The sequence below is a fragment of the Streptomyces sp. NPDC093600 genome (assembly GCF_044764755.1).
Classification (GTDB): Bacteria; Actinomycetota; Actinomycetes; order Streptomycetales; family Streptomycetaceae; genus Streptomyces.
In genome coordinates this window covers 802732-817947 of sequence record NZ_JBIWIU010000002.1, presented here as the reverse complement: position 1 = coordinate 817947, position 15216 = coordinate 802732, and the positions used below count along the sequence as shown (strand labels likewise).

Below are 15216 nucleotides of genomic sequence, written 5' to 3'. Positions count from 1 at the left end.
CGAGGGCGATGCGCGGGAGCGCCCTCGCCCGCGGCCATATGGACCCTCCACCCCCGTCGTCGGGGGTGACCTGCTCGTTCATCCTTCGATTCCTCCCCTTGGGCCGCTGCTGCGGCTCATACGGTGAGGAGCATAGAGAGAATGATCATTTCAGGAACGGTATTCGCCCGACGTTGTCGAGAACGGCCGCTTCCGCTCCAAGAATGGCGCGAGCAGTCCCGGGACCGCCTCGGCGGCGAAGGCCAGGCCCTCGCTCTCGTCGGCGTCGTACACGTCGTACGCCCCGGCACCCGCCGCCGTCGTCGCGGTCAGCGTCAGGACACCGGCGCGGCGCTGGAAGACGGACTGTTTGACGGTCCATCCGATGACGCCGCCTCGCTGGAGGGCGACGGTGGTGCGCCGGAGGGTGCCGGACCGGGTGACGAGATAGTCGCCGGTGACGCCGTGTCCGAGGTTGCGGTAGGCGTCCAGGGCGAGGAGCACGGCGAGCGGGACCAGGACGAGGGCGCAGACCGCCGCGGCGAGAAGCAGTACGGGGGTGAGGGCGGCCCCCAGGACGGCGAGGACCGCGACCGGGGGGACGGCGGTCCCCAGCGCCCAGCGCAGCCGCCGGGAGCGGGCGGCACGGGGGTGGGCGGTGAGCGGGGCACCGGTGGGGGCCGCGGGCTCGCGCAGGACCTGGGCGGAGAGCCGGTCGGCGATCGCACGGGGCGCGGGCGGCAGCAGGGTCTTGTGGTCGGCGTGCTTGTCGTCGTCGTCCTTGACGAGGCCGGTGGCGACGGCGTCGACGCGGGCGGCGCGGCACGCGCGTACCCCGAGCGGCTCGACGAGTTCGACGCCGCGCAGCCGGCGTTCCTCGATGGAGATCGAGCGGCCGGTGAACAGTCCGCGGCGGACCCGCAGGGTGCCGCCCGGCTCGCGCTCCAGGCGGTAGTTCCACCACATCTCGACCCACAGGCCGAGCGCGCCGACGGTTCCGGCGAGGGCGGCGAGCAGGACGAGCACGACGACCGTCCAGAGGAGGGAGGTGTCCCGGAACCGGTCACCCACCCACGCGATGACCTCGCCCTGGGCACCGAACCACTGGCTGACCTGCATCACGGCGCCGGCCGCCGCGCCGCCGAGGAGCGGGACGAGGAAGGAGACGGGGGCGTAGCGGATCCAGCGCGGGTCGAGGACGGCCAGCGCGCCGTCGTGCCGGGTGTCCTGGGCGGCCGGGACCCGGCGGTCGAGGAGCTCGCGGCGGAGCCGTTCGCCCTCGGCCCTGCTGACCGGGTCGAGTTCGAGGGTGGATTCGCCGCCGCCGGTGTTCTCGCCGGTGCCGATGCGGACCTTGACGAGACCGAGGACGCGCAGCAGGACGTTGGCGGTGAGATCGACGCTGCGGATGCGTTCGCGGGCCAGCGAGCGTCGTTTGACCAGGAGGAGCCCGGTGCGGAGTTCGGCGCGCTCGGCACCGACGCGGTAGCGGGTGCGGCGCCAGCGGACGTAGTCGGCGGCGGAGCCCCCGGCGACGAGCAGGACCGCCCCGGCGAGGACCCAGCCCACGGCCTGCCACAGCGGCATGGAGCCGGACAGACCGAGCACGGTGGGCAGCCCGGCGCCGCCGGCGACGCCCGCGAGGACGGCGGCGGTGACCAGGACCGTACGGCGGTCCAGGCGCCGCCAGTCCTCGGTCGGCGCCGGCGGGGGTGTCATGTCGCGTCCCCGGGGGTCGCCTGGGTGATGTGCGTCAGCCGTTCGGCGAGTTCGGCGGCGAGCTCGTGGTCCAGGCCCTCGATCCGGATCGCGCCCTTGGAGGAGGCGGTCGTCACGGTCACCGTGGCGAGCCCGAACGCCTGCTCCAGCGGGCCGCGTACGGTGTCGACCGTCTGGATCCGGGACATGGGGGCGATCCGCCACTCCTGCCAGAAGGCGCCCGTACGGACGTAGACGGCTTCGTCGGTCACCTCCCAGCGGTGGACCCGGAACCACCAGCGGGGGAGGAACGCGGTGCAGGCGAGGCCGACGGCCGCCAGGATCCCGGCCGCGAGCAGCAGCCAGAACCGGGCGGGCGTGACGAGGGCGCCGAGCACGCCGAGGACGGCCACCGGTACGGCTGTGGTCACCAGCCACTGGGTCCGCCACCAGGTGACGGCCCGTTCGTCCAGCGGGTTGTTCGGCGGCCGCAGCCGCACCTCGGCCCGCCCCGCGTCCTCCCCCCTCACGGGATCAGCTTCGTCCGCGCAGCGAGCGGTAGGTCGCGACGAGTCCGGCGGTGGAGCCGTCGAGCCGCTCGCCGCCCTCGCCCTCGGTCAGGACGGGCTCGATCTTCTTGGCGAGGACCTTTCCGAGCTCGACGCCCCACTGGTCGAAGGAGTCGATGTTCCAGATCGCGCCCTGGACGAACACCTTGTGCTCGTACAGCGCGATGAGCTGGCCGAGGACGGAGGGGGTGAGCGCCTTGGCGAGGATGGTGGTCGTGGGGTGGTTGCCCTTGAAGGTCTTGTGCGCGACCAGGTCCTCGGCCACGCCTTCGGCGCGTACCTCGTCGGGGGTCTTGCCGAAGGCCAGTGCCTGGGTCTGGGCGAAGAAGTTGGCCATCAGCAGGTCGTGCTGGGGGACCAGGCCCGGCGGCAGGTCGGCGACGGGCTCGGCGAAGCCGATGAAGTCGGCCGGGATGACCTTGGTGCCCTGGTGGATCAACTGGTAGTAGGCGTGCTGGCCGTTGGTGCCCGGGGTGCCCCAGACGACCGGTCCGGTCTGCCAGTCGACGGGCTTGCCGTCCCGGTCGACGGACTTGCCGTTGGACTCCATGTCGAGCTGCTGGAGGTACGCGGTGAACTTCGACAGGTAGTGCGAGTACGGCAGGACGGCGTGCGACTGGGCGTCGAAGAAGGCGCCGTACCAGACGCCGAGGAGGCCGAGCAGCAGCGGCGCGTTCTCCTCGGCGGGGGCGGTGCGGAAGTGCTCGTCGACGAGGTGGAAGCCGTCGAGCATCTCGCGGAAGCGGTCCGGGCCGATGGCGATCATCAGGGAGAGGCCGATGGCCGAGTCGTAGGAGTAGCGGCCGCCGACCCAGTCCCAGAACTCGAACATGTTGGCCGTGTCGATGCCGAACTCCTCGACCTTCTCGGCGTTGGTCGACAGGGCCACGAAGTGCTTCGCGACGGCGTCCTGACCGGCTCGCAGTCCGGTGAGGAGCCAGTCGCGCGCGGAGGTGGCGTTGGTGATCGTCTCGATGGTGGTGAAGGTCTTGGAGGCGACGATGAAGAGCGTCTCGGCCGGATCGAGGTCGCGGACGGCCTCGTGGAGGTCGGCGCCGTCGACGTTGGAGACGAAACGGAACGTCAGGTCCCGCCGGGTGTAGGACCGCAGGACCTCGTAGGCCATGGCCGGGCCCAGGTCGGAGCCGCCGATGCCGATGTTCACGATGTTCGTGATCGGCCTGCCGGTGTGGCCGGTCCACTCGCCCGCGCGGACCGTGTCGGCGAAGGCGCTCATCCTGTCGAGGACGGCGTGGACGGCCGGGACGACGTTCTCGCCGTCGACCTCGATCACCGCGTCGCGGGGGGCGCGCAGCGCGGTGTGCAGCACCGCCCGGTCCTCGGTGGTGTTGATCTTCTCGCCGCGGAACATGGCGTCGCGGAGCTCGGCCACGCCGGTGGCGGTGGCCAGCTCGCGCAGCAGCGCCAGCGTCTCGTCGGTCACCAGGTGCTTGGAGTAGTCCAGATACAGGTCGCCGACCCGCAGGGTGTATGCGCCGCCGCGGTCGGCGTCGGCCGCGAACAGCTCCCGCAGATGGGTGCCGGCCAGCTGCTCACGGTGCTTGCCGAGGGCCGCCCACTCGGGCAGCTGATTGAGCCTCGCACGGCCTTCGGTAGTCATCTCGGACATCGCCCACTTCTTCTCGTACTGCCTGCTTGCCCCGCTGCCACTCCAACCTAATTGATCGCCGGGGCGGACGGCGCGGCGGCGCCGTGAACGCGTGGGGTCGGCCGGGGCGCCGGCGGATTCGACGAGAAACGGGCCCTGCCCGCGAACCGAGTTCGCGGGCAGGGCCCGTTCGTCACACCTTCACACCACGCTCAGATCTCGCCGCGCAGTTTGGCCAGCGCCTCGGCGAGGATCGCCTCGCCGTCCGCGTCGCTGCGCCGCTCGCGCACGTACGCGAGATGCGTCTTGTACGGCTCCGTGCGCGGCGGGTCCGGCGGATTGTCCCGGTCCTGACCGGCCGGGAAACCACAGCGCGGGCAGTCCCACGTCTCCGGAACCTGCGCGTCACTGGCGAAGCTCGGCTGCGTCTCGTGCCCGTTCGAGCACCAGAAGGAGATGCGGAGGCGCGGTGCCGACTCGCCCCGCTCGGCCTCCCCCATCGGCCCCGCTCCGACCCGGCTTCCCCGGATCGCGTTGCCACTTGCCACGGTCGTAACTCCCTGCGTGATGGTGCTCGAAGATGCCCCAGTCTACGTAAGGCCCAACGCGCGTCCAGTGATTGGAGTTACACAGAACCCCGCAACGCCGGAACGAGCGTTCAGCCGTTCACCTTCATCAGAAGTGCAAGTACGACAATGCACGCGAACCACAGCAGACCGACCACGACGGTGATCCGGTCCAGGTTGCGCTCGGCGACCGAGGAGCCGCCGACGGACGACTGCATACCCCCACCGAACATGTCGGAGAGGCCGCCGCCCTTCCCCTTGTGCATCAGCACGAGCAGCATCAGCAGCGCGCTGAAGACGATCAGGGCGATCGAGAACCCCATAACCACGGCTGGACCCTACTTCCTGGCAATTCTCGGAAAAGTGCGAACGACGGGGGCCGACAGGCTCACACAGCCTGCTCGGCCCCCGCAAGGGTACGACGGATCGCCGCTACCGCATACTCACTGGTCGCGGAAGCGGACGATCTTGACGAACTCGTCCGCGTCCAGCGCCGCGCCGCCCACCAGGGCGCCGTCCACGTCGGGCTGCGCCATGATCGCGGCCACGTTCCCGGCCTTCACGGAGCCGCCGTACTGGATGCGGACCTTGTCGGCCAGCTCCTGCGAGTACAGCTCGGCGAGACGGCCGCGGATCGCCCCGCAGACCTCCTGCGCGTCCTCGGGGGTGGCCACCTCACCGGTGCCGATGGCCCACACCGGCTCGTAGGCGATCACGACGGACTCGGCCTGCTCGGCCGGGACGTCCTTCAGGCCGCCGTCGATCTGGGCCAGGGTGTGCTCGACCTGCCGGCCCGCCTTGCGGACGTCCAGGCCCTCCCCGACGCAGAGGATCGGGGTCAGACCGTGCTTGTACGCGGCCTTCACCTTGGCGTTGCAGACCTCGTCCGACTCGGCGTGGTACTGGCGGCGCTCGGAGTGGCCCACGGCGACGTAGGAGCACTTCAGCTTGGCCAGCATCGCCCCCGAGACCTCACCGGTGTAGGCACCGGAGTCGTGCGCGGAGATGTCCTGGGCGCCGTACTTGATCTTGAGCTTGTCGCCGTCGACCAGGGTCTGCACGGACCGCAGGTCGGTGAAGGGCACCAGGACGGCGACCTCGACCGCGTCGTGGTCCTTGTCGGTCAGCGCGAAGGCGAGCTTCTGGACGTGGGCGATGGCCTCGAGGTGGTTGAGGTTCATCTTCCAGTTGCCCGCCATCAGCGGGGTACGCGAACTCACTTTTTCTCAGTCCTCCAGAGCGGCGAGGCCGGGGAGCGTCTTGCCCTCGAGGTATTCGAGGCTGGCGCCACCACCGGTGGAAATGTGGCCGAAGGCGTTCTCGTCGAAGCCCAGGATCCGGACGGCGGCGGCGCTGTCGCCACCACCGACGACGGTGTAGGCGCTGCTGTCGACCAGGGCCCGCGCGATGGCGGTGGTGCCACCGGCGTAGTCGGGGTGCTCGAAGACGCCCACCGGACCGTTCCAGAAGACGGTCTCGGCGTCGGCGATCTTCGACGCGTACAGCTCGCGCGTCTTCGGGCCGATGTCGAGGCCCTCCTTGGTCGACGGGATCTTGTCCGCGTCGACGGTCTCGAAGTCGGCCGGGGCCTTGGTCTTCAGGTCGGGGAACTCCCCGGAGACCAGGACGTCGACGGGGAGGACGAGCTCGACGCCGTTCTCCTCGGCGCGCTTCATGTACTCCTTGACGACGTCCACCTGGTCCTTCTGGAGCAGGGAGATGCCGACCTCGTAGCCCTTGGCGTAGAGGAAGGTGTACGCCATGCCGCCGCCGATCAGGAGACGGTCGGCCTTGCCGAGCAGTTCGTCGATGACGGCGAGCTTGTCGGAGACCTTGGCGCCGCCCAGGACGACGACGTACGGGCGCTTGACGTCCGAGGTCAGCTTCTTGAGGACGCCGACCTCGGTGGCGATGAGGTGGCCGGCGGCGTGCGGAAGGCGGGCCGGGAGGTCGAAGACCGAGGCGTGCTTGCGGTGTACGGCGCCGAAGCCGTCACCGACGTAGACGTCGGCGAGGGCGGCGAGCCGGTCCGCGAAGGCGCCGCGCTCGGCGTCGTCCTTGGACGTCTCACCGGCGTTGAAGCGGAGGTTTTCGATGACGGCCACCTGGCCGTCGGCGAGGCCCGCCACGGTGGAGGTGGCCGATTCGCCGACCGTGTCGGTCGCGAACGCCACGTCGGCGCCGAGGAGCTCGCCCAGGCGCGCGGCGGCCGGGGCGAGGGAGAACGCCGGGTCCGGGGCGCCCTTGGGACGGCCCAGGTGCGAGGCGACCACGACCCGGGCACCGGCCGCGGCGAGCGCCTGGACCGTGGGGAGGACGGCGCGGATCCGGCCGTCGTCGGTGATGGTGGTGCCGTCCAGCGGCACGTTGAGGTCGGCGCGGACGAATACCCGCTTGCCGGCGACGCCTTCGGCGAGAAGCTCGTCGATCGTCTTCATCTCTTACTGACTCCTAGGAACGCGGTGGAGCACACGAGACAGGGCTCGTACAGCGCGACGTTACGCTGTCCGAGCCCTGCGCTCACATCAAGGGGTGCCTGCCTGGGATCAGAGCTGGCCGCCGACGAAGACGGTGAGGTCGACGAGGCGGTTGGAGTAGCCCCACTCGTTGTCGTACCAGCCCAGGATCTTCACCGAGTTGCCCTCCTGGACCATCGTCAGGGAGGAGTCGAAGGTGCAGGAGGCAGGGTCGCTGACGATGTCCGAGGACACGATCGGGTCCTCGGTGTAGTACAGGATTCCCTTGAGGTCGCCGTCCTCGGAGGCCTTCTTGAAGGCGGCGTTGACCTCGTCCTTGGTGACCTCGCGCTGCAGCGTGACGACCAGGTCGGTGGCCGAGCCGGTCGGGACCGGGACGCGCATCGCGATGCCGTCGAGCTTGCCCTTGAGCTGCGGGAGGACCAGGGCGGTGGCCTTCGCGGCACCGGTCGTGGTCGGGATGATGTTCTCCGCGGCGGCACGGGCGCGACGCAGGTCGGAGTGCGGGAAGTCCAGGATGCGCTGGTCGTTGGTGTACGCGTGGACCGTCGTCATCAGGCCCTTGACGATGCCGAAGTTCTCGTCGAGGACCTTCGCCATCGGCGCCACGCAGTTGGTGGTGCAGGAGGCGTTGGAGATGACGTGGTGGTTGGCCGCGTCGTACTTGTCCTGGTTGACGCCCATCACGATGGTGATGTCCTCGTCCTTGGCCGGAGCCGAGATGAGGACCTTCTTGGCGCCACCGGCGAGGTGCTTCTCGGCGTCGGCCTTCTTGGTGAAGATGCCGGTCGACTCGATGACGATGTCGACGCCCAGCTCGCCCCAGGGGATGTCGGCCGGGTTGCGCTCGGAGAGCACCTTGATGGTGTGGCCGTCGACGGTGATGGTGTCGGCGGTGTGGGTGACCTCGGCCTTGAGGCGCCCCAGGATCGTGTCGTACTTCAGCAGGTGGGCGGTGGTCGCAGTGTCACCCAGGTCGTTGACAGCCACGATCTCGATGTCAGCACCCTGCTCAAGGAGCGCGCGGAAGTAGTTGCGACCGATGCGGCCAAAGCCGTTGATGCCTACGCGGATCGTCACGAACCGATCTCCTCGTGAGAGTACGCCGGTTTTCGACGCCGGCGAGTTTCTATTAGGGATGTCCCCGACCGCTTACGACCCTACCTCTCCCATCGCCTCAGAGTGACATCGTGCGCAGCCGTAAGTGCCGGTGAATGCACCGTGGCCCGTTACTACCGACGGGTTCGCGCCACAGTGCGACTTTCGTCCCGATCACTGACTGTGATCAAAGGTGCGGGTGGCCGCTCAGCCGTGCACCGCACCCTCCGACGCGTGCCCGGCAGCTGCGAGGTCAATCGCTCCGTCTCATGAACCGCCCTTGTCATGGTCTGCCGCGAGGTGGACAGACGACAGGCTCAGGGGAGCCCATGATCATGTCAAGAACGCCTCCGGCCCGTACGACGAAAGCTGCCGGTGCCTCAGAGAGGCACCGGCAGCGCGGGGTTGGGAGGGGGCGGGAGCTGGGGTCAGCCGACGAGGCTGTCGTCCAGCTCCTCGGTCAGCGTGGACTCGGTCCCCGGGATGCCCAGGTCCTGGGCGCGCTTGTCGGCCATGGCGAGCAGCCGGCGGATACGGCCGGCGACGGCGTCCTTGGTCAGCGGCGGGTCGGCGAGGGCGCCCAGCTCCTCGAGGGAGGCCTGCTTGTGCTCCATGCGCAGCCGGCCCGCGGCGGCGAGGTGCTCGGGCACCTCCTCGCCGAGGATCTCCAGGGCCCGCTGGACCCGGGCGCCCGCGGCGACCGCGGCGCGGGCCGAGCGGCGCAGGTTGGCGTCGTCGAAGTTGGCCAGGCGGTTGGCGGTGGCGCGGACCTCGCGGCGCATCCGCCGCTCCTCCCAGGCCAGCACCGACTCGTGGGCGCCGAGCCGGGTGAGCAGGGCGCCGATCGCGTCGCCGTCGCGGACGACCACGCGGTCCACGCCGCGTACCTCACGGGCCTTCGCGGCGATGGACAGCCGGCGGGCCGCGCCCACCAGGGCGAGGGCGGCCTCCGGGCCGGGGCAGGTGACCTCCAGGGAGGAGGAGCGTCCGGGCTCGGTCAGGGAGCCGTGGGCGAGGAACGCGCCGCGCCAGGCCGCCTCGGCGTCGCAGGTGGCGCCGGAGACGACCTGCGGGGGCAGGCCGCGGATCGGGCGGCCCCGGCCGTCGACCAGGCCGGTCTGCCGGGCCAGCTGGTCACCGCCCGCCACCACCCGTACGACGTACCGGGAGCCCCGGCGCAGCCCGCCGGGGGCCATCACGATCAGCTCGGAGCTGTGCCCGAAGATCTCCAGGATGTCCCGCTTGAGGCGCCGGGCGGCCATCGCCGTGTCCAGCTCCGCCTCGATCACGATCCGCCCGCTCACCAGGTGCAGCCCGCCCGCGAACCGCAGGATCGACGAGACCTCTGCCTTCCTGCAGCAGGTCCGGGTGACGGGAAGCCGGGAGATCTCGTCCTTCACCGCTGCCGTCATCGCCATGGGCCGATCCTTCCATGCATCCGAAAAATACGGTCGTACGCGGCGGCCAACAGCTCCGGGTCGTGCTTCGGAGTACCGTCCGCCCGGGCCACCGGCGCCAGCTCGACCGCGGCGCCGAGCCGTTTGGCGGCGTCGGACAGGGACTCGCGGTCGGGCACGGCGGCCTCGTCGGCCAGCACCACGTCCAGGGCGAGTTTAGGGGCGTGTCGTCCCAAAACCTCCAAATGACGCTGCGGAGAGAAGCCTTCCGTTTCTCCCGGCTGCGGCGCGAGGTTGAGCGAGAGCACCCGGCGGGCCTTGGTCACCATCAGGGCGTCGAGCAGCTCGGGCACGAGCAGGTGCGGGATCACCGAGGAGAACCAGGAGCCGGGGCCCAGGACCACCCAGTCCGCGTCGAGCACCGCGGCGACGGCCTCGGGCACGGCGGGCGGGTCGTGCGGGACGAGGTGCACGGACTGCACCTCGCCCGGGGTGAGCGCCACCGTGGCCTGGCCACGGACGGTGTCCACGTCGTCCGGGCGCGTCGGATCGTGCCCCTTGACCAGGGCCTGGAGCTCCAGGGGCACGGCGGACATGGGCAGCACCCGGCCGTGCGCGCCGAGCAGCTTGCCGACCAGGTCCAGCGCCTGGACGTGGTCGCCGAGCTGCTCCCAGAGGGCGACGATGAGGAGGTTGCCGACCGCGTGCTCGTGCAGCTCGCCCTTGGACTGGAAGCGGTGCTGGATGACCCGGGACCAGGTCTGGCCCCAGTCGTCGTCCCCGCACAGCGCGGCGAGCGCCTTGCGCAGGTCTCCGGGCGGCAGGACGCCCAGCTCCTCCCGGAGCCGGCCGCTGGAGCCGCCGTCGTCGGCGACGGTGACCACGGCGGTGAGATCACCGGTGATCCGGCGCAGGGCGGCGAGGGAGGCCGAGAGACCCATGCCGCCGCCCAGCGCGACGACCTTGGGCTGGGCGCCGCGCCTGCGGAGCGTACGCACCGAAAGGGTGGACGTACGCCGGCGGTACGGCTTCACTCGCGCCCCATGTCCCGGTGGACGACGACGGTCTCGACCCCTTCCGCGGCAAGGCGGGCGGCGAGCTTCTCGGAGGTGGCCACGGAGCGGTGCTTGCCGCCGGTGCAGCCGACGGCGATGGTCACGTACCGCTTGCCCTCGCGGCGGTAGCCCGCGGCGATCAGCTGGAGGAGTTCGGTGTAGCGGTCGAGGAACTCCTTGGCGCCCGGCTGGTTGAAGACGTACGCCGAGACCTCTTCGTTGAGGCCGGTGAACGGCCGCAGCTCGGGGACCCAGTGCGGGTTGGGCAGGAAGCGCATGTCGACGACGAGGTCGGCGTCGACGGGCAGCCCGTACTTGAAGCCGAACGACATGACGGTGGCGCGCAGCTCCGGCTCCTCGTCGCCGGCGAACTGGGCGTCCATCTTGGCGCGCAGTTCATGGACGTTGAGGCTGGAGGTGTCGATCACCAGGTCGGCGTCGCCGCGCAGCTCGCGCAGCAGGTCGCGCTCGGCGGCGATGCCGTCGGTGATCCGGCCGTCGCCCTGGAGCGGGTGCGGCCTGCGGACCGACTCGAAACGCCTGACCAGGGCCTCGTCGGAGGATTCCAGGAAGACGATCCGCCGGGTGACCTGCTGGGCGTCGAGGGCGGCGAGGGACTCCCGCAGGGCGTCGAAGAACTGCCGGCCGCGGACGTCGACGACGACGGCGATCCGGGCCACATTGCCCTGGGAACGGGCGCCGAGCTCCACCATGGTGGGGATCAGCGCGGGCGGCAGGTTGTCGACGACGAACCAGCCGAGGTCCTCCAGGCACTTCGCCGCGGTGGACCGGCCGGCGCCGGACATGCCGGAGATGATCACCAGCTCGGGGATGGCCGCGTCGGCGCCGTTGTCGCCGTTGGCCTCCTTCGTGCCCGTACTCACGTGTCCTGCTCCGTCTTCTCGGTGGTGCGGTTCTTGCCGGTCGTGCTGGTCATGCTGGTCGTGCGCGGTCATGCGGTGCTGCCCCCGTCGTCTTCCATGATCTCTCCTGTTGCCGTGTTCACGGCGGGCGCGGCCGGGGCCGCCTGGGCGAGGGCCACGGCCACGGCTTCGGCCGTCTTGCGGCCCAGGCCGGGGACCTCGCAGATCTGCTCGATTGTCGCCTGCCGGAGCCGCTTGACCGAGCCGAAGTGCTTGATCAGAGCCTGCTTGCGCGTGTCGCCGAGGCCGGGGACGGCGTCCAGGGGGCTGGTCCTGATGCGCTTGTTCCGCTTGGAGCGCTGATAGCGGATGGCGAAGTCGTGAGCCGTGTCACGTACCCGCTGAAGGAGGTACAGGCCCTCACTGGAGCGGGGCAGCACGACGGGGTCGTCGTCACCGGGCAGCCAGACCTCTTCGAGGCGCTTGGCCAGGCCGCAGACGGCGATGTCGTCGATGCCGAGCTCGTCCAGGGCCCGCCGGGCGGCGGCCACCTGGGGCTGCCCGCCGTCGACGACGACGAGCTGGGGCGGGTAGGCGAACCGCCGGGGCCGGCCGTCGTCGGCGGGCACCTCCCCGCTCAGGCCGACCGGGGCGGCTCCCGTGGCGTGCGGGGCGGGTCCCGTGGCGTGCGGGGCGGCTCCGGGGCCTCCCACTGCGCTCACGGCGGCCGGGGCCGTGCCGTTCACGCCGGCGCTCTCGACGGCCTCGGTGTCCTCGACACCCTCCGGGCCCCACTCCCCCGTCCTCTCCTTCTCGGCGAGGTAGCGCTTGAAGCGGCGGCTGATCACCTCGTGCATCGAGCGGACGTCGTCCTGGCCCTCGAAGCCCTTGATCTGGAAGCGGCGGTACTCGCTCTTGCGCGGCAGCCCGTCCTCGAAGACGACCATGGACGCCACAACGTCGTCGCCCTGGAGGTGCGAGATGTCGAAGCACTCGATCCGTAGCGGGGCCGAGTCCAGGTCCAGGGCCTCGGCGATCTCCTCCAGGGCCCGGGAGCGCGTGGTCAGGTCGCTGGCGCGCTTGGTCTTGTGCAGGACGAGGGCCTGCTGGGCGTTGCGCGCGACCGTCTCCATCAGGTCCTTCTTGTCGCCGCGCTGCGGTACGCGCAGCGAGACGGCCGAGCCGCGGCGGCCGGCGAGCCACTGGGCGACGGCCTCCAGGTCCTCGGGGAGGGTCGGGACGAGGACCTCCTTGGGGACGGCGTCGCCGCTCTCCTCGCCGTACAGCTGCTGGATCGCGTGCTCGACGAGCCCGGCCGTCGACACCGCCTCGACCTTGTCGGTGACCCAGCCCCGCTGGCCGCGCACGCGTCCGCCACGAACGTGGAAGATCTGGACGGCCGCCTCCAGCTCGTCCTCCGCGAGCGCGATCAGATCGGCGTCGGTGGCGTCCGCGAGGACGACGGCGTTCTTCTCCATGGCCCGCCGCAGCGCCCCTATGTCGTCGCGGAGCCGGGCCGCCTTCTCGTACTCCATCTCCTCGGCGGCCGCCATCATCCGCTTCTCCAGCCGGCGGATGTACGTGCCGGTGCGGCCGGCCATGAAGTCGCTGAACTCCTCGGCCAGTTCGCGGTGCTCCTCGGGGGTGACCCGGCCCACACAGGGGGCCGAGCACTTGCCGATGTAGCCGAGGAGGCAGGGGCGTCCGGCGGAGGCGGCGTTGCGGAAGACGCCGGCGGAGCACGTACGGACGGGGAAGACGCGGAGCATCAGGTCGACGGTCTCGCGGATGGCCCACGCGTGCGCGTACGGCCCGAAATAGCGCACGCCCTTCTTCTTGTGGCCGCGCATGACCTGGACGCGCGGGAACTCCTCGTTCAGGGTCACCGCGAGGTACGGATAGCTCTTGTCGTCCCGGTACTTGACGTTGAACCGGGGGTCGAACTCCTTGATCCAGGAGTACTCCAGCTGGAGCGCCTCGACCTCGGTCGAGACGACGGTCCACTCCACGGAGGCGGCCGTGGTGACCATCGTGGCCGTGCGCGGGTGCAGGCTCGCCAGCGGCTGGAAGTAGTTGGCCAGCCGCTGGCGCAGGGACTTCGCCTTCCCGACGTAGATCACCCGGCGGTGCTCGTCGCGGAATTTGTAGACCCCCGGCGAGTCGGGGATCTGCCCCGGCTCGGGGCGGTAGCTGGAGGGGTCGGCCATGTTCCCCACCCTACTGGCGGGAACTGACAGTCCGGGCGTCCTCGCGGGAGGGCCGTCTCGCCCCGGTGGGACGTCACGGGAGGCCCCCTCGCCCCGCCGGGCCGTCGTGGGGAGGCGGCCGGCCCGGCGGGGCGTCGGTGTCAGGAGGCGGACTCCGCGGCTCCGGGTGCCCGCCGACGACGCCGGGCCGCCGCTCCCAGGAGGCCGAGGACCAGCACGGCGCCCGCCCCGGCGGTGGCGGACGCCGCCGTGACCAGGGGTTCGTCGGGCGCGGAGGCGGCACCGGTGTCGTAGCCGCCCGCCGCGCCCTTGCGGGCGTAGCCGGAGCCGGGCAGCTTGTCGCCGTACGCCGCGGCGACCCGCTCGCGGTAGGCGGCCAGGCTGGTCCCGTTCTTCCCGATCGCGCGGACCGCGTCCTCGTCCAGTGGAAGCACCTTCGTGCCCTTGTGGACGTACCAGGCGTCGATCTGCGGCTCGCGGAAGACGGTCCCGCCCGGCAGTGCCCGCGCCCCCTGCGCGGTGTAGCGGATCTCGTCGTCACCGGTGGCGATGTTCACCACCTGCCAGCCGCCCGCCTGGCGCACGGTCCACAGCGAGGCCGTCCGTCCGTCCGAGGAGACCGCCTTGCTGGCGTGGAACTCGGTCCGGGCCACCGGCGCGCCCGCCTTCCCGGCCACGAACTCCGGGGACAGCACCCGTACCGGCACCGAGGCCCCCTCGACGCGGGGACGGACGGCGGAACGGGCGACGGCGCCGTCGCGGGCGAAGAACCGGGAGAGGGTGTCCAGGGTCTCCGGCGCGGAGGCCGCCTTTTCGGGTGTGGCCGCCGTCGGCGGCGCGTCGGAGGCGGCGGCCGGGTCGGCGCCGAGGGCGATGAGGGCGGCGGCGGACAGGAGGCCGGCGCTCACGGCACGTATGCGGCTCATCGTCGTCACGCTCCTATCCGGTACAGCGAATGGGTCCAGGAGAAGGAGTTGTTGTTGACGTACCAGGCGTGCGAGGCCCAGTTGTAGCGGTTGCTGGAGGGCCAGGGGTCGCCCCAGTAGACCCAGCTGTCCGCGTCGTCGTAGCCGTAGATCACATGCATGTGGCCGCCGCCGCTCGACCACTGGATGCGCGTCTCGATCGGGCGGTCGGCGTTGATCTCCGTCTGGACGGTGGAGTAGCGCAGCCAGCCGTTCACGTACGAGCCGGGGTTGACGCCCGCCCAGCGCAGTCCGGTCTGCACGTTGCCGAGGGTGGCCTGGTTGTTGGGGCAGTCGTAGCCCTGTTGGCGGTTGAAGGCGGCGTTGCAGAACTGGTTCTGCGAGTAGTTGCGGCCGAACCAGGTGGCGATGGTGTTGCCTCCTGCGGCCCAGCACCAGTTGCTCTTCTGCTGCGCCTGCATGGTGATGTTCAGCCGCTTGGTCGCGAGTGCCGACGCGTCGTCGGGGGCGGGTGCGGCGGAGGCGGTGGTGGGGATGAGGAAGAGTGCGGCGGCGGCGAGTGCCGCGAGGGAGAGCCTTCTTCTGCGCATCGCGTTCCTCCCGTGGCGGGGGGGGTGTGGGGATGTGGGGAGTTGGAGGAGCGCGTCCGGACGCTGGTGAGGAGCATCGGACGTTGTCGGAAGCGGGTCAACACGCTTCAATGCGGGGTGACGGCACGCTGTGAACGGGGTGACCCGAGTGTGAACGGGTGCCCCTGTGTCACCTGCGGTCC

At 70.9% G+C, this 15216-nt stretch carries 14 protein-coding genes; all 14 read right to left on the bottom strand.

Annotated elements, in window-relative coordinates; genetic code table 11:
- Window positions 1–150: 150 nt before the first annotated feature.
- Complete coding sequence (locus ACIRB4_RS09355; RefSeq protein ID WP_403289469.1) at window positions 151–1698, bottom strand: PH domain-containing protein; 1548 nt, start codon at window positions 1696–1698, stop codon at window positions 151–153.
- Complete coding sequence (locus tag ACIRB4_RS09350; RefSeq protein ID WP_403289468.1) at window positions 1695–2207, bottom strand: PH domain-containing protein; 513 nt, start codon at window positions 2205–2207, stop codon at window positions 1695–1697. The genes ACIRB4_RS09355 and ACIRB4_RS09350 overlap by 4 nt, the downstream gene beginning before the upstream one ends.
- Window positions 2208–2211: 4 nt before the next feature.
- Window positions 2212–3876, bottom strand: coding sequence for a glucose-6-phosphate isomerase (gene pgi / locus ACIRB4_RS09345; RefSeq protein ID WP_403289467.1), 1665 nt, complete (start codon window positions 3874–3876; stop codon window positions 2212–2214).
- Between the two features lie 191 nt (window positions 3877–4067).
- On the bottom strand, window positions 4068–4403 hold the full coding sequence (locus ACIRB4_RS09340; protein ID WP_003976875.1) for an RNA polymerase-binding protein RbpA: 336 nt from the start codon (window positions 4401–4403) through the stop codon (window positions 4068–4070).
- Between the two features lie 110 nt (window positions 4404–4513).
- A complete protein-coding gene (gene secG, locus ACIRB4_RS09335; protein WP_356890211.1) occupies window positions 4514–4744 on the bottom strand; it encodes a preprotein translocase subunit SecG in 231 nt (76 codons plus the stop codon).
- A gap of 120 nt (window positions 4745–4864) precedes the next feature.
- Complete coding sequence (gene tpiA, locus ACIRB4_RS09330) at window positions 4865–5641, bottom strand: triose-phosphate isomerase (protein ID WP_403289466.1); 777 nt, start codon at window positions 5639–5641, stop codon at window positions 4865–4867.
- Between the two features lie 6 nt (window positions 5642–5647).
- Entirely contained in the window at window positions 5648–6859 is a 1212-nt protein-coding gene (locus ACIRB4_RS09325; RefSeq protein ID WP_403289465.1) for a phosphoglycerate kinase, read from the bottom strand.
- A 108-nt stretch (window positions 6860–6967) separates the two neighbouring features.
- On the bottom strand, window positions 6968–7978 hold the full coding sequence (gap, locus tag ACIRB4_RS09320) for a type I glyceraldehyde-3-phosphate dehydrogenase (protein ID WP_403289464.1): 1011 nt from the start codon (window positions 7976–7978) through the stop codon (window positions 6968–6970).
- 446 nt (window positions 7979–8424) lie between these two features.
- Complete coding sequence (whiA, locus tag ACIRB4_RS09315) at window positions 8425–9414, bottom strand: DNA-binding protein WhiA (RefSeq protein WP_356889956.1); 990 nt, start codon at window positions 9412–9414, stop codon at window positions 8425–8427.
- Complete coding sequence (gene yvcK / locus ACIRB4_RS09310) at window positions 9405–10427, bottom strand: uridine diphosphate-N-acetylglucosamine-binding protein YvcK (protein WP_403289463.1); 1023 nt, start codon at window positions 10425–10427, stop codon at window positions 9405–9407. The genes whiA and yvcK overlap by 10 nt, the downstream gene beginning before the upstream one ends.
- Window positions 10424–11404, bottom strand: a complete 981-nt coding sequence (gene rapZ, locus ACIRB4_RS09305) for an RNase adapter RapZ (protein ID WP_403289462.1) — start codon at window positions 11402–11404, stop codon at window positions 10424–10426. Before rapZ ends, yvcK begins: the two co-directional genes overlap by 4 nt.
- Window positions 11401–13518, bottom strand: coding sequence for an excinuclease ABC subunit UvrC (uvrC, locus tag ACIRB4_RS09300; RefSeq protein WP_403289461.1), 2118 nt, complete (start codon window positions 13516–13518; stop codon window positions 11401–11403). Before uvrC ends, rapZ begins: the two co-directional genes overlap by 4 nt.
- A gap of 140 nt (window positions 13519–13658) precedes the next feature.
- A complete protein-coding gene (locus ACIRB4_RS09295; RefSeq protein ID WP_403289460.1) occupies window positions 13659–14453 on the bottom strand; it encodes a hypothetical protein in 795 nt (264 codons plus the stop codon).
- On the bottom strand, window positions 14450–15034 hold the full coding sequence (locus tag ACIRB4_RS09290) for a papain-like cysteine protease family protein (protein ID WP_403289459.1): 585 nt from the start codon (window positions 15032–15034) through the stop codon (window positions 14450–14452). Before ACIRB4_RS09290 ends, ACIRB4_RS09295 begins: the two co-directional genes overlap by 4 nt.
- Window positions 15035–15216 lie beyond the last annotated feature (182 nt).

Excerpts from the sequence above, each read along its gene's own strand:
- ACIRB4_RS09355 (WP_403289469.1), bottom strand. The coding sequence starts at position 1,698 with ATGACACCCCCGCCGGCGCCGACCGAGGACTGGCGGCGCCTGGACCGC.
- pgi (WP_403289467.1), bottom strand. The coding sequence starts at position 3,876 with ATGTCCGAGATGACTACCGAAGGCCGTGCGAGGCTCAATCAGCTGCCC.
- secG (WP_356890211.1), bottom strand. The coding sequence starts at position 4,744 with ATGGGGTTCTCGATCGCCCTGATCGTCTTCAGCGCGCTGCTGATGCTG.
- ACIRB4_RS09325 (WP_403289465.1), bottom strand. The coding sequence starts at position 6,859 with ATGAAGACGATCGACGAGCTTCTCGCCGAAGGCGTCGCCGGCAAGCGG.
- whiA (WP_356889956.1), bottom strand. The coding sequence starts at position 9,414 with ATGGCGATGACGGCAGCGGTGAAGGACGAGATCTCCCGGCTTCCCGTC.
- rapZ (WP_403289462.1), bottom strand. The coding sequence starts at position 11,404 with ATGACCGCGCACGACCAGCATGACCAGCACGACCGGCAAGAACCGCAC.
- uvrC (WP_403289461.1), bottom strand. The coding sequence starts at position 13,518 with ATGGCCGACCCCTCCAGCTACCGCCCCGAGCCGGGGCAGATCCCCGAC.
- ACIRB4_RS09290 (WP_403289459.1), bottom strand. The coding sequence starts at position 15,034 with ATGCGCAGAAGAAGGCTCTCCCTCGCGGCACTCGCCGCCGCCGCACTC.